Annotated in this window: 13 protein-coding genes; 6 read left to right on the forward strand and 7 right to left on the reverse strand. The window is 73.4% G+C overall.

Translation table 11 applies throughout. The annotated features are described in order from the left end of the window. Window positions 1-9 precede the first annotated feature (9 nt). The 4 genes from AMK25_RS22955 to AMK25_RS22970 all read right to left on the reverse strand — a co-directional run bounded on the left by AMK25_RS22955 (window position 10) and on the right by AMK25_RS22970 (window position 3,742). Entirely contained in the window at window positions 10-969 is a 960-nt protein-coding gene (locus AMK25_RS22955; RefSeq protein ID WP_073830426.1) for a VWA domain-containing protein, read from the reverse strand. Then, complete coding sequence (locus AMK25_RS22960; RefSeq protein WP_073830427.1) at window positions 966-1,982, reverse strand: DUF58 domain-containing protein; 1,017 nt, start codon at window positions 1,980-1,982, stop codon at window positions 966-968. The genes AMK25_RS22955 and AMK25_RS22960 overlap by 4 nt, the downstream gene beginning before the upstream one ends. Continuing rightward, the gene (locus AMK25_RS22965) at window positions 1,979-3,028 is read right to left on the reverse strand and encodes an AAA family ATPase (protein WP_073830428.1); all 1,050 of its coding nucleotides are present in this window, start codon (window positions 3,026-3,028) and stop codon (window positions 1,979-1,981) included. The genes AMK25_RS22960 and AMK25_RS22965 overlap by 4 nt, the downstream gene beginning before the upstream one ends. 192 nt (window positions 3,029-3,220) lie before the next feature. Continuing rightward, on the reverse strand, window positions 3,221-3,742 hold the full coding sequence (locus tag AMK25_RS22970; protein ID WP_073830429.1) for a hypothetical protein: 522 nt from the start codon (window positions 3,740-3,742) through the stop codon (window positions 3,221-3,223). Window positions 3,743-4,022: 280 nt separating this feature from the next. On the opposite strand from AMK25_RS22970, the gene AMK25_RS22975 reads away from it, so the two are divergent. After that, complete coding sequence (locus AMK25_RS22975; RefSeq protein ID WP_073830430.1) at window positions 4,023-5,015, forward strand: endonuclease/exonuclease/phosphatase family protein; 993 nt, start codon at window positions 4,023-4,025, stop codon at window positions 5,013-5,015. Window position 5,016: 1 nt separating this feature from the next. On the opposite strand, the gene cimA is transcribed toward AMK25_RS22975, so the two are convergent. Beyond that, a complete protein-coding gene (gene cimA / locus AMK25_RS22980; RefSeq protein ID WP_073830431.1) occupies window positions 5,017-6,615 on the reverse strand; it encodes a citramalate synthase in 1,599 nt (532 codons plus the stop codon). Window positions 6,616-6,934: 319 nt separating this feature from the next. Here cimA and AMK25_RS22985 point away from each other — a divergent pair, with 319 nt between their 5' ends. The 4 genes from AMK25_RS22985 to AMK25_RS23000 all read left to right on the forward strand — a co-directional run bounded on the left by AMK25_RS22985 (window position 6,935) and on the right by AMK25_RS23000 (window position 9,476). Then, entirely contained in the window at window positions 6,935-7,495 is a 561-nt protein-coding gene (locus AMK25_RS22985) for a peroxiredoxin (protein ID WP_069087635.1), read from the forward strand. Window position 7,496: 1 nt separating this feature from the next. Further along, entirely contained in the window at window positions 7,497-8,027 is a 531-nt protein-coding gene (locus tag AMK25_RS22990) for a carboxymuconolactone decarboxylase family protein (protein WP_073830432.1), read from the forward strand. A gap of 193 nt (window positions 8,028-8,220) precedes the next feature. Beyond that, the gene (locus AMK25_RS22995) at window positions 8,221-8,685 is read left to right on the forward strand and encodes a hypothetical protein (RefSeq protein WP_030500871.1); all 465 of its coding nucleotides are present in this window, start codon (window positions 8,221-8,223) and stop codon (window positions 8,683-8,685) included. 50 nt (window positions 8,686-8,735) lie between these two features. Then, window positions 8,736-9,476, forward strand: a complete 741-nt coding sequence (locus tag AMK25_RS23000) for a tyrosine-protein phosphatase (protein ID WP_073830507.1) — start codon at window positions 8,736-8,738, stop codon at window positions 9,474-9,476. A 56-nt stretch (window positions 9,477-9,532) separates the two neighbouring features. Here AMK25_RS23000 and AMK25_RS23005 read toward each other — a convergent pair whose 3' ends face one another. Together AMK25_RS23005 and AMK25_RS23010 are read right to left on the reverse strand one after the other, a co-directional pair. Continuing rightward, entirely contained in the window at window positions 9,533-10,627 is a 1,095-nt protein-coding gene (locus AMK25_RS23005; RefSeq protein ID WP_073830433.1) for a branched-chain amino acid aminotransferase, read from the reverse strand. Window positions 10,628-10,820: 193 nt separating this feature from the next. Further along, a complete protein-coding gene (locus tag AMK25_RS23010) occupies window positions 10,821-11,852 on the reverse strand; it encodes a 3-isopropylmalate dehydrogenase (RefSeq protein WP_030500874.1) in 1,032 nt (343 codons plus the stop codon). Between the two features lie 220 nt (window positions 11,853-12,072). On the opposite strand from AMK25_RS23010, the gene AMK25_RS23015 reads away from it, so the two are divergent. Continuing rightward, window positions 12,073-12,945, forward strand: a complete 873-nt coding sequence (locus AMK25_RS23015) for an FAD:protein FMN transferase (protein ID WP_073830434.1) — start codon at window positions 12,073-12,075, stop codon at window positions 12,943-12,945. The last annotated feature ends 185 nt before the right edge of the window (window positions 12,946-13,130 follow it).

Genomic DNA, 13,130 nt, shown 5'->3' on the forward strand with positions numbered 1-13,130 from the left:
TGGTGCGGGTCAGGGCAGGCGGGAGAACCACCGCAGCGAGCCGGCGGCGGCGCCCATCGCCAAAACCAGCCCGAGGCCGATGAAGCGGGCCGAGATGTCCTGCCGTTCGGTGCGGTAGCCGACGGAGGTGCCGATGTCCTCGTAGACGTCCTTCAGCTCGGCGGTCGTGGACGCCTCGTGGAAGCCGCCACCGGTCTGCTCGGCGACCGCCCGCAGCGTCTGCCCGTCCACCGGCACCTGGATCGCCCGGCCGCCCCGGTCGACCGAACCCCCGGGCGTGCCGAAGGAGATCGTGTGCACCGGCACCTTGGCGGCGACGGCCTGGTCGGCGGCCTCGATCGGGTCCATCCCGGAGGTGTTCGCGCCGTCGGAGAGGATGATGATCCGGGCCGGCGGCGGGTCCTTCGCGGCGGTTGCGTCCAGGCTCTTGACCGCGCCGAGCGAGGTGCTGATCGCCTCGCCGATCGCGGTGCCCTGCACGCCGGTGATGCCCTCGGCCAGCCGCTCGATGCCGTCGTGCAGCGCCTCCCGGTCGGTGCTCGGCGGCACCAGCACCGCGGCGCTGCCGGCGAACGCGACGAGGCCGACGTTGAACTCGTCGGGCAGCCCGTCGACGAACCGCCGGCCGGCGTCCTTGGCCGCTGTCAGCCGGTCCGGGTCCACGTCACCGGCGAGCATGGAGGTGGAGACGTCGACCGCCACCATCACAGTGGCCCGTTCCCGGGGCACCCGCACCTCCGCCTCGGGGCGGGCGAACCCGACCACGAGCAGCGCCAGCATGGCGAGGAACAGCCCCGCCGGCACGTGCCGGCGCCAGGCCGGGCGGCGCGGGGCGACCCGGTCCAGCAGGCGCAGGTTGGTGAAGCGCACCGCGTACCGGCTCTGCCGCCGTTGCAGCACCAGATAACCGGCGACCAGCGCGACGACGGCGAGCAGCAGCCAGAGGCGGGCGGGTGACTGCCAGGTCATGCGACACCTCCGCGGGCGGCGGCCGGCACGGTGGCCAGCCGGCGCTGCTCGTGCACGTGCCGGACCACGTCCGCGCACCAGTCCCGGTCGGTGCGCAGCGCCATGTGGGTGGCGCCGGCCCGGCGCAGCGTGTGGCGTACCTGCTCGCGCTGCTCGGCGGCGGCGCGCGCGTACCGCTCGCGCAGGTCGGGATCGCCGGTCCACACCTCGCGGTGCCGACCGCTCTCCGGGTCGACGAGCGTGATCAGCCCGACGTCGGGCAGTTCCAGCTCACGCGGGTCGGTCACCTCGACCGCGAGCACCTGGTGCCGTACCGCGAGGCGGCGCAGCGCGGCCGCCCAGGGCGGTGGCGCGGCGTCCGGGTCGTCGGGCAGCTCGTCGAGGAAGTCGGAGACGATCACCACGAGCCCGCGCCGGGTGGCGACGCGCTGGAGGCCGTCCAGCCCGTCGGCCAGGCCCGGCCCCGCGGCCGGCGGGCGTGCGCCGGCCGCGCCCGCGCCGCCCGGGTCCCGCCCGTCGTCGGTACGCGGGGCGCCGAGCAGCGCACGGAGCAGCCCGAGCAGATGGGTACGCCCGCTGCGGGCCGGAAAGCGGCGCAACCCGTCGGGCGTGAGCACCTGCGCGCCGAGCCGGTTGCCGACTCCGGCGGTGAGGAAGCCGATCGCGGCCACCGCGGCCACCGCCAGCTCCCGTTTGTCCAGTGTGGAGGTGCCGTACTCCATGCTGGGGCTGGCGTCGACGAGCAGCCAGGTGGTCAGCTCCCGGTCCGCGTCGACCTGGCGGACGTGCGGCACCGTGGTCCGGGCGGTGACCGCCCAGTCCATCCGGCGCACCTCGTCCTCACCGGGGCGGTACTCCCGGCTGCCGGCGGCCTCGCTGCCCGGTCCGGGCAGCAGGCCCCGGTACCGGCCGTGCAGCAGGCCGTCGAGCCGCCGGGTCACTGTCAGCTCCAGCCGGCGCAGCCGCTGGTCGGGCGCGAGGTCGGTCAGCCCGGGCTCGCCCGCGCCGGTCATGCCGCCGCCAGGTCCGGCGCCGCCTCGGTGGGCCCGTTCACCAGCCGGGGCGGCGGCACCGCCTCGATCACCCGGCGCACCACGTCCTCGCCGGAGATCCCGTCGGCGACCGCGTCGAAGGTGAGCACGAGCCGGTGCGCCAGCACGTCCACCGCCAGGTCCCGGATGTCCTCGGGGAGCACGTAGTCCCGGCCGTGGATGAGCGCGTGCGCGCGGGCGGCGGCCACCAGGCCGAGCGTGGCCCGGGGGCTGGCCCCGTACGCCAGCAGGGGCGCGATGTCGGGCAGGCCGAAGCGTTCCGGGTCGCGGGTGGCGAGGATGAGGCGCACCACGTACTCGGCGAGCGCGTGGTGGACGAAGACGTCGGTGGCGCGGCGCTGGAGGTCACGCAGCCGGGTCGGGTCGAGCACCGTGCTCGCGGTGGGGCGCTCGGTGCTCATCCGGTAGAGGATGGCCAGCTCGTCGGCGTCGCTCGGATAGTCGACCACGACCTTCATGAGGAAGCGGTCGCGCTGCGCCTCGGGGAGCTGGTAGACGCCCTCGGACTCGATCGGGTTCTGGGTGGCCAGGACCAGGAACGGCTCCGGGACCGGCCAGCTCCGCCCGCCGATCGAGACCTGCCGTTCGGCCATCGCCTCCAGCAGGGCCGACTGCACCTTGGCCGGAGCCCGGTTGATCTCGTCGGCGAGCACGAGGTTCGCCATGATCGGGCCCAGCTCCACGTCGAACTGCTCGGTCGAGGCGCGGTAGATGCGGGTGCCGACGATGTCGGAGGGCACCAGGTCGGGCGTGAACTGGATCCGGGAGAACGTGCCGCCGACCACTGTGGCGAGCGTCTGCGCCGCGAGCGTCTTGGCCACCCCCGGTACGCCCTCCAGCAGGCAGTGACCGTCGGCGATGAGGGCGGTGAGCAGGCGTTCGACGAGCCGATCCTGCCCGACGATCACGCGTTTGACCTCGGCGAGGGTCTGTTCCAGCTCGACGCCGCTCGCGTCGGCATCGACCGGGCTGGGCACGCTGGCCAGGGTGTCCGAGATGTCCGTCACGGTGCTTGCTTCCCGTGCCGGACCGGCGACAAACGTCGGATTATCGGACCCTGACCGGCAGTGGCCGAACCGGACGGGCAGCATCTCCCCGATCGGGCGGCAACGGCGCGAACCGGCGTGCCGCGTGCCGGACCGGGACGGAACACGACACCGGCCCCCGCCGGAGCGGGGGCCGGCGCGCGGCCGGACGGGTCAGTTGGCGACCAGGATGTGGAACGGCCGGTCGGCGAAGCCGCCGGCGGAGTTGCGGGTCTGCACGAAGACCGCGTTGGGGGTCAGCGTGCGCGGCGCGGCCGAGACCTCACCGCCCGGCGGGATGTCCGCCGAGGTGTTCGTGCCGATGGAGACGTGGTACGACTTCAGGCTCACGTCGTAGTCGAACAGCACCTGGTACTGCCCGGCGGACACGCCCGGCCCGGGCACGAACCGGAACGAGGACACCACGTTGCCGGAGTGCTGCAGCAGCGTCCCGTTGGCCGCCACGACCGCCCAGGCGACCTGGCCGGGTGCCGGCGGGGCCAGCGTGGCCCGCATCGCGGTACGGGCGGCCTGCCGCTCGGCGGCGGTCACCGGTGGCTGCGCCGTGGTCTGCCGGGCGCCGGGCTGGGGCCGCGCCTCCGACTGGGCGGCCGCGGCGATCCCGCCACCGGCCAGGGTGAGGGACAGCGCGGCGAGCGCCACCACCGTCGCCTTTCGCTTGAAGAATGTGGCCATGAGTTCTCCCTTGGTAAACCGTGGTGATACGGCGACTGCGCGCGTCAAATTGCGGATCATCGGGTATCCGCCCGGGGAGCGCACCGCTCGTGAGCTGGCCTTACTACAGAGAGTCGCGACGTCTCAACCAGGGGGAACGTAGCACCGGGAAATGCAGGCGGTCAATAGCTCATATTGCGTGTCCGGCCGATCGAAAAGCTGCTCAGAAATTGCGGGCGAGCATTCACGAAATTGTTTCGCCGGGCATCGCGGCGGCGCGGTGCCGGGTAGCCTGACGACCATGATCACGGCGCCGGACCTGTCCCGGGGCGGCACCCGGGGCGGCCGCTGGGCCACCGCCGCGTGCTGGCTGGCAGTCGCGCCGGTCGTCGCCTGGGCGCTCGTCCGCCTGGCCGGGCTGGAACGCGGTCCGCTGGTGCTGGTGATCGCCTTCACGCCGTACGTCGCCGCGGTGGCCCCGGTCGTGGCGGTGTCGGCGCTCGCCCTGCGGCGCCGGGCCCCGGCGGTGGTCGCGGCCCTCGCCGCGCTGTCGCTGATCGGCGCGGTGGCGCCCCGGGCGGTTCCCGACACCGGTCCCCCGGCCGACGGGCCGACGCTGCGGCTGCTCACCGCCAACCTGCGCCTCGGCTCGGCCGACGCGGCGGGACTGGTCGGCCTGGTCCGGACGCGCCGGGTGGACGTGCTCACGGTGCAGGAGCTCACCCCGGCGCTCGCGGCCGAGCTGGACCGGCTCGGCCTGGCCACACTGCTGCCGCACCGGTCGCTGAGCCCCGAGGTCGGCTCCACCGGCTCCGGCGTGTACGCCCGCCACCCGCTGCGCGACACCGGGCACCGCCGCAACAAGGGGTTCTTCTTCACCCAGGCGTACGCGACGGTGACGGTGCCGGGGGCGCCGCCGTTACGGGTGGAGTCGGCGCACCCGGCCGCGCCGTACGCGGTGGACGTGGTGCCGGACTGGTGGACCGACCAGCGCGCCCAGCCGCCGGCCACCCCGGACGGCGGGCTGAGCGTGCTGGCCGGTGACTTCAACGCCACGCTCGACCACGCGGCGCTGCGGGACCTGATCGCCACCGGCTACACCGACGCGGCGGACGCGGCCGGGGCCGGGTTCGGCGGCACCTGGGGCCCGTACGACGGCGACCCGATCCCACCGGTCACCATCGACCACGTCCTGGTGGACCGGCGCATCGCGGTGCGCGCCGCCGGCACCTTCCCGGTGCCGGGCAGCGATCACCGCGCGCTGCTGGCCGAGCTGCGCCTGCCGGCCGGCTGAGTCAGGCCGCGGTACCGCCCGGCACACGGGCCCGGTCCAGGCCGTAGGTGAGGGCGTCGACGAGCGCGACCCAGCTGGCCTCGACGACGTTCGGGTGCACGCCCACAGTGGTCCAGTCGCGGCCGGCCCCGGCGGTCTCCACGAGCACCCGCGTCACCGCGCCGGTGCCGTGGCTGCCCTCCAGGATGCGGACCTTGTAGTCGGCCAGCTCGAATTCGCGCAGCTCCGGGTAGTGCCGCGCCAGTCCCACCCGCAGCGCCTCGTCCAGCGCGTTGACCGGGCCGTTGCCCTCGGCGGTGGCGATCACCCGTTCGCCGCGTACCCGGATCTTCACGGTGGCCTCGGAGACCACGGCGCCGTCCTCGCGGTGCTCGACCAGCACCCGGTACGACTCCAGCGTGAACGGCCGGACCGGCGCCGCGCCCGGCAGCTCCGAGCGGACCAGCAGTTCGAACGAGGCGTCGGCGGCCTCGAACGACCAGCCGTCGGCCTCCAGTTCCTTGACCCGCCCGGTGACCCGGGACAGGGTGTCCGGATGGCCGGCCAGGTCCAGACCGAGCTCACGGCTCTTGAGCTCGATGCTGGCCCGGCCGGCCATCTCGGTCACCAGGATCCGCATGTCGTTGCCCACCACGGTGGGTTCCACGTGGTTGTAGAGCAACGGGTCGACCTTGATCGCGCTCGCGTGCAGCCCCGCCTTGTGAGCGAAGGCGGCGGCCCCGACGTATGCCTGGTGGGTGTCGGGGGCGATGTTGGCGATCTCGGCGATGGCGTGCGAGACCCGCACCATCTGTTCCAGGCAGCCCTCCGGTAGGACGGGCATGCCCAGCTTGAGCTGAAGATTGGCGACGATCGCGAAGATGTCGGCGTTGCCGGGGCGCTCGCCGTACCCGTTGGCGGTGCCCTGCACGTGGCGGACGCCGGCCTCGACGGCGGCGATGGTGTTGGCGACCGCGCAGGCGGTGTCGTTCTGCGCGTGCATGCCGAGCCGTTCCGGCGCGATCCCGGTGCGCGCCACCAGCCCTTCGATCACGGCGGTGACCTGGGAGGGCAGCATGCCGCCGTTGGTGTCGCAGAGCACGAAGCGCTCGGCGCCGGCGGCCAGCGCGGTCTCCGCCACGGCGGCGGTGTAGCCCGGGTCGAAGCGGAATCCGTCGTAGCAGTGCTCCCCGTCGACGAAGACCCGCCGGCCCTGCGCCACCAGGTACGACACGGTGTCGCGGATCATCGCCAGGTTCTCCTCGGCGGTGGTGCGCAGCGCGCGTTCCACGTGCCGCAGGTCCGCCTTGGCGACCAGGGCGACGGCCGGGGTCTGCGCGTCGAGCAGCCCGCGCACCTGCGGGTCGTCCTCGACCGCGAGGCCGGCCTTGCGGGTGGCGCCGAAGGCGACCAGGATCGCGTGCCGCAGTTCCAGCTCGGTGCGGGCCCGGCGGAAGAACTCGGTGTCCTTCGGCACCGCGCCCGGCCAGCCCCCCTCGATGAAGCCGACCCCGAGGTCGTCGAGCAGGCGGGCGACCGCCAGCTTGTCGACCACCGAGTACGTGAGTCCTTCGCGCTGGGCGCCGTCGCGCAGCGTCGTGTCGTACACCTGGAAGGTCATCGGAGTCCTCTTCTCGTGTCCGTCCTGGGGGGGCAAACAAAAAGACCCCCCGCGGATGCGGGAGGTCTGCGCGCTCGGCGAGGGAAGGCCGGCGCGCTAGCTGCTAATGATCAGGACGAAGCTGGTCACGACCCGTACTCTGCCACCTCGCACTCGGTTTTGGGAGGCGAAACCCATATTCCGGGACGATCGCGGGGCCGGTGATCGCCTTCACACCTGGACACCGCCCCCTGGGAGCACAAACACGACTGCGAAAGAATCTTGAACTGATCCAGTTACTGGCCCGGCCAGCCTGCCCGGCCACGCTCAAGGAGGACCCGTGCTCACTGTCGGTGACCACTTCCCCGAGTACGAACTCACCGCCTGCGTGTCGCTCGACGCCGACAAGGCGTTCGAGACGATCAACCACAAGTCCCACGAGGGCCAGTGGCGCGTCGTGTTCTTCTGGCCGAAGGACTTCACCTTCGTCTGCCCCACCGAGATCGCCGAGTTCGGTCGCCTCAACGGCGAGTTCGCCGACCGCGACGCCCAGGTGCTCGGCGTCTCCGTCGACAACGAGTTCGTCCACTACGCCTGGCGCAAGGACCACCCGGACCTGCGCGAGCTGCCCTTCCCGATGCTCAGCGACATCAAGCGCGAGCTGACCTCCGCCTGCGGCGTGCTCGGCGCCGACGGTGTCGCGCAGCGGGCCACCTTCATCGTGGACCCGAACAACGAGATCCAGTTCGTCATGGTGACCGCCGGTTCGGTCGGCCGCAACGTCTCCGAGGTGCTGCGGGTGCTCGACGCGCTCCAGACCGACGAGCTGTGCCCGTGCAACTGGAACAAGGGTGCGGCGACGCTCGACGCCAACGCGCTCCTCGCCGGCGCCGGGGCCTGACATGGGCCTGGACGCGATCAAGGCGGGCCTGCCGGAGTACGCCAAGGACATCCGGCTCAACCTCGGCTCCACCATCACCACCTCGACGCTGAAGCCGGAGCAGGTCTGGGGCACCGCCCTGGCCTGCGCCGTGGCGGCCCGCAACCCGGTGGTGCTGCGGGAGATCGCCGCCGAGGCGGCCGGTCACCTCACGCCCGAGGCGGTCGAGGCGGCCAAGGGCGCGGCGGCAGTCATGGCGATGAACAACGTCTACTACCGGGCCAAGCACCTGATCGGCGACGAGCAGTACGCGTCGCTGCCGGCCCGGCTGCGGATGCAGATCATCGCCCGCCCCGGCGTGGAGAAGACCGACTTCGAGCTGTGGTGCCTCGCCGTCTCGGCGATCACCGGCTGCGGCGTCTGCCTGGAGTCGCACGAGAAGACGCTGCGCGCCGCCGGGTTCAGCCGTGAGCAGGTGCACGAGGGGCTGCGAATCGCGGCCGTCGTACACGCCGCCGCGGTGACCCTGGACGCGGAGGCCGCGCTGGCCTGATCCACCGGCCCGAACGCGCCCGACCGGCGCCACGCGGGCCGACGTCCCGAGGGGCCGGCGTCACCACCGTGGCGCCGGCCCCTCGGCGTCGGCGGGCCGGCTCTTCGGCGGTTGACCCCCGGACAGCGTGGGTAACCCTCCCGACTGATGACGGCGCCGCGACGGCCGCGGCCCTCGGAACGGGAGGCGGCACATGGACGGACTGGACCCGCGCGCCACGCACGGCGGCACCGAGCCGATCCTCGACGACGGCCGGGGCACCGTCGCCGGCGGCGCTCCGGCGGGCGCCTTCGACCCGTGGCGCTACCGCGACGAGGCGGGCGTGGCGAGCGCCGACCTGACCGGCTACAAGGTCGAGGCCACCGACGGCGCCATCGGCAAGATCGACCGGGCGAGCCACGAGGTGGACGACAGCTACCTGGTCGTGGACACCGGCCCGTGGATCTTCGGCAAGAAGGTGATGCTCCCGGCCGGCACCGTGAACCACGTCGACCACGACGCCCGCACCGTGCACGTCGACCGGGAGAAGGACCAGATCAAGGCCGCCCCGGAGTACGACGAGTCCAGCCACGCCGACCCGGGCTACCGGGACCGGCTCGGCGGCTACTACGGCGAGAGCCACTCGGCGCTGCCGCCGGACGTACCGCCGCGCATCTGACACCTCGGCGACGGCCGGCGGGACGTGTGAACGCCCCGCCGGCCGTTACCGTGTCGGATGTGGACGCCCCGCAGAGCCCCTTCCCCACCCTGTTCAACTTCCGTGAGGTCGGCGGGTACGCCGCCGGCGACGGACGCACCGTACGGCGCGGCCGGCTCTACCGTTCCGACTCGCTGCACCGCATCGACGAGACCGACCGGGCGGCGTTCACCGCGCTCGGCATCCGTACCGTGATCGACCTGCGCCGCCCCACCGAGGTGGAACGCGACGGGCGGGTGCCCGCCTACGACGGGCTCACCTACCGGCACATCCACCCCGAGCACGCCGACTGGGGCGCGAACCGGTTCGACCCCTCCGGCGTCAGCCTGGCCCGCTACCTGGCCGACCGGTACGCCGACCTGGCCCGTACCGGCACGGCGGGGCTCGCCGAGGCGGTCGGACTGATCGCCGACAGCGCCAACGCCCCGGTGGTGGTGCACTGCGTCGCCGGCAAGGACCGCACCGGCATCGTCTGCGCGCTCACGCTCGCAGTGCTCGGGGTGCCCGACGAGGACGTGGTCGCCGACTACGCGCTCAGCAGCGCCGCCTCGCAGCGCTTCGCCGAGTGGGTACGGGCCACGCTGCCGGACGCGGAGGAACCACCGCCGCCGTTCCTGGCCTCGCCCGCCGAGGCGATGGAGCTGTTCCTGGCCGAGCTGCGCGCCGGCTACGGCTCGGTCGAGGGCTATCTGACCCACGCCGGCGTCACCGAGGCGCAGTTGAAGTCCCTGCGCACCCACCTGCTGGACTGACCCCGCCGCGTGGTGGTCGGGGAGCGGACTCCTCGACCACCGCGCGGGCGGGACTGTCAGATGACCCGGGTGACCCAGCCGTGCGGGTCCTCGGCGCGACCGCGCTGGATGTCGACGAGCTTCTGGCGCAGCGCCATGGTGACCTGGCCGGGCTCGCCGCCGCCGATGAGGAACTCGCCGTCCGGGAAGCGCACGCCGCCGATCGGGGTGACGACAGCGGCCGTGCCGCAGGCGAACACCTCGCGCAGCCGCCCGCCGGCCGCGTCCGTCTGCCAGTCGGCGAAGCTGACCGGCGCCTCCCGCACCTCGTGCCCGGCCTCGGCGGCCAGCGTGAGGATCGCGTCGCGGGTGATGCCGGGCAGGATCGTGCCGCCCAGCGGCGGGGTGACGATGCTGCCGTCGTCGTAGACGAAGAAGACGTTCATGCCGCCCAACTCGTCGACGTACCGCCGCTCGACCGCGTCCAGGAAGACCACCTGGTCGCAGCCGGCCTCGATCGCCTCGGCCTGCGCCGCGAGCGAGGCCGCGTAGTTGCCGCCGCACTTCGCCGCGCCGGTGCCGCCGGGCGCCGCCCGGGTGTAGTCCGGCGAGACCCAGACCGTCACCGGCTTCACCCCGCCGGAGAAGTACGCCCCGGCCGGCGAGGCGATGACGCAGTAGAGGTATTCGTTGGCCGGGCGCACACCGAGGAAGACCTCGCTGGCGAACATGAACGGACGCAGGTAGAGGCTGGCGTCCTCGTGCTGCGGGATCCACGCCTGGTCGATCTCGACGAGCCGGCGCAGCGACTCCACGAACGTCTCGTCCGGCAGCTCCGGCATGGCGAGCCGGCGGGCGGACGCGTTGAACCGGGCCGCGTTCGCCTCCGGGCGGAACATCGTCACCGCGTCACCGGTGCGGTACGCCTTCAGCCCCTCGAAGATCTCCTGCGCGTAGTGCAGCACCGCCGCGGCCGGGTCCATCGGGATCGGCGCGCGCGCCTCCAGGCGGGCGTCGTACCAGCCCTTGCCCTCGGCGTAGCGAATGGTGACCATGTGGTCGGTGAAGACCCGGCCGAAACCGGGGTTCGCCAGCAGGGCGGCCCGGTCGGCGGCGGATACCGGCGCGGGATTCGGACGGATCTCGAAATCGAGCTTGTCACCACCGCTCATCGCGCTGACCTCCCTGCGGGGTTGACGGCATGCGGGATCGCACGCCGACGTCACTGGTGCCAGAAACTTACCCCGAACGGTCGTTCAGCGGATAGATCCGCCCGCGGGCGGTCACGCCGCACCGGACCGCCGGAGCGGGCCCGGAGACGGGTCTGGCGGCCCGTTACCGGGCCGCCAGGGAGGATCGGCCCGGTCAGGATACGGCGTACCCGGCGAGCCGGTCGCCGACCTCCTCGGTGCGCAGCGGCGCGCCGGGCGTACGCGCGGCCAGCTCGGCGCCGACCGCGGCGGTCACCCGGGCGGCGGCGTCGGCGTGGCCGAGCTGGTCCAGCAGCAGCGCGGCGGAGAGCACGGCGGCGACCGGGTCGGCGACGCCCTTGCCGGCGATGTCCGGCGCGGAGCCGTGCACCGGCTCGAACATCGACGGGTAGCGCCCCTCCGGGTTGATGCAGCCGCTGGCCGCCAGCCCGATGCCGCCGGTCACCGCGGCGGCGATGTCGGTGAGGATGTCGCCGAAGAGGTTGTCGGTGACCACCACGTCGTAGCGGGACGGGTTGGTCACCAGGAACATCGCGGCGGCGTCGATGTGCTGGTACTCGGTGGTGACGTCGGGGTGCTCGGCGGCCACCGCGGCGAAGGCGCGCGACCAGAGCGATCCGGCGTGGGTGAGCACGTTGGTCTTGTGCACGAGCGTGACCTTGCGCCGTTCGCGGCGGCGGGCGCGGGCGAAGGCGTCGCGGATGACCCGCTCGACGCCGTGCCGGGTGTTCAGGCTCTCCTCGGTGGCCACCTCGGCCGGGGTGTCCCGGTGCAGCGCGCCACCGGCGCCCGCGTACAGGCCCTCGGTGCCCTCGCGGACCACCACGAGGTCGACCTCGCCGGGCTTGACCGCGGCGAGCGGGCCGCCGACGCCGGGCCAGAGCCGGGACGGGCGCAGGTTGACGTACTGGTCGAAGGCGAACCGGAGCTTGAGCAGCAGGCCGCGCTCCAGCACGCCCGGCGGCACGGTCGGGTCGCCGACCGCGCCGAGCAGGATGGCGTCGTGACCGGCCAGCTCGTCGAGGACGGAGTCGGGCAGCGCCTCGCCGGTGCGGTGCCAGCGCGCCGCGCCCAGGTCGTACTCGGTGGCCTCGATGCCGGGCAGCACCGCGTCGAGGACCTTGCGGGCCTGCGCGACCACCTCGGGTCCGATGCCGTCGCCGGCCACCACCGCGATGCGTGCCACCTGATGCTCCTCGTCTCGACGTTCTCGGCAACGGTACGTCGGTGTCCCGGCCCCCGGTACGACTCTTCCACCATTCGGGAAAGGCGAGTCACAGGATGCTCCCAGCCGACACTCATGGTGCCGTCATCTCCACTGCTTAGGGTCGGGTTCGATCGGGTCGACGCAGGCCCGGAACCGGCCACCGCCGCGACACGGCGGCGACCACCGAGGGGCAGGTGTCATGCGGATCGAACACCGGCGAACCCACTGGGCGGACGAGCAACCACGTACCCGCTGGGTCGATCAGTCCGCGTTCCGCCCGGTCCGTCCGGACCTGCACCTGGGCGCCGCCAGCCACCGCGTCGAGCGGCCCGGCGCCGGCGCGTCCGGCCGGATCGCCGTCCGGCACACGGTGTCCACCTCGACCGCCGACTACACGCTGCTGCTCAACGCGCCCGAGTGGCTGGGCCACCGGGTGGTGGGCGAGGCGCTGCGGGACGCCGTTGCCGAACTGCGGGCCGTCGACCTCACCTACGGACCGAACCGGCCGGACAGCCTCGTGTCCCGGCTGCGCCGCGACGAGATCAGCCCCGACTCGTACCCCCCGCTGGCCGACCTGATCGACCTCTGCGCGTCGATGCGGGCGGCGACCGACGGGTGGTTCGACGCCTGGGCCGTGCCCGGCGGCTTCGACCCGGGCGGCCTGCTCGGCGGCTGGGCGGTGGAGCGGGCCGCGGCGCGGCTGCGCGCCGCCGGCGTCCACGACTACGCCGTGCTCAGCGGTGCCGACCTGACGGTACGCGGGCGCGCGGCGCACGGCGGGCCGTGGCGCGTCGCGGTGCACCACCCCACCGACACCCGGCGGACGCCTGTCGTGCTGGAGATGACGACCGGCGCGGTGGGCACCTCCGGCGTCACCGGGCGGCGGGGGCACGTGATCGACCCGCACACCGGCGAACCGACCGACCGTCTGGTGGCCGCCACCGTGATCGGCCCGGACCTGGCCGTCGCCGACGCCTACGCCACCGCCCTGTACGCCGCCGGACCGGCCGGGCTGGCCTGGTTCCGCCACGACTCGGACTACCGCCCGCTGTTCGCGCAGCACCGGCGCTGAGCCGCGATCGGCCCCCGCGGTCTCGGCAACGACCGTGGGGGCCGGTCAGCGACGAGTGCGCGTGGCTCGCGCAATCGAGGGGTGCGGGCCGACAGGGCGGACGCCCGACCGCGCCACCCGAAGACGGGCCGGGGATCGACTCAGCCAGAAACCGCAACGGTACGCTAGCGAATCGACGCAACTCG

The organism is Micromonospora sp. TSRI0369, assembly GCF_001905625.1.
Lineage (GTDB): Bacteria > Actinomycetota > Actinomycetes > Mycobacteriales > Micromonosporaceae > Micromonospora > Micromonospora echinospora_A.

Excerpts from the sequence above, each read along its gene's own strand:
- AMK25_RS22955 (WP_073830426.1), bottom strand. The coding sequence starts at position 969 with ATGACCTGGCAGTCACCCGCCCGCCTCTGGCTGCTGCTCGCCGTCGTC.
- AMK25_RS22960 (WP_073830427.1), bottom strand. The coding sequence starts at position 1,982 with ATGACCGGCGCGGGCGAGCCCGGGCTGACCGACCTCGCGCCCGACCAG.
- AMK25_RS22970 (WP_073830429.1), bottom strand. The coding sequence starts at position 3,742 with ATGGCCACATTCTTCAAGCGAAAGGCGACGGTGGTGGCGCTCGCCGCG.
- AMK25_RS22975 (WP_073830430.1), top strand. The coding sequence starts at position 4,023 with ATGATCACGGCGCCGGACCTGTCCCGGGGCGGCACCCGGGGCGGCCGC.
- cimA (WP_073830431.1), bottom strand. The coding sequence starts at position 6,615 with ATGACCTTCCAGGTGTACGACACGACGCTGCGCGACGGCGCCCAGCGC.
- AMK25_RS22990 (WP_073830432.1), top strand. The coding sequence starts at position 7,497 with ATGGGCCTGGACGCGATCAAGGCGGGCCTGCCGGAGTACGCCAAGGAC.
- AMK25_RS22995 (WP_030500871.1), top strand. The coding sequence starts at position 8,221 with ATGGACGGACTGGACCCGCGCGCCACGCACGGCGGCACCGAGCCGATC.
- AMK25_RS23005 (WP_073830433.1), bottom strand. The coding sequence starts at position 10,627 with ATGAGCGGTGGTGACAAGCTCGATTTCGAGATCCGTCCGAATCCCGCG.
- AMK25_RS23015 (WP_073830434.1), top strand. The coding sequence starts at position 12,073 with ATGCGGATCGAACACCGGCGAACCCACTGGGCGGACGAGCAACCACGT.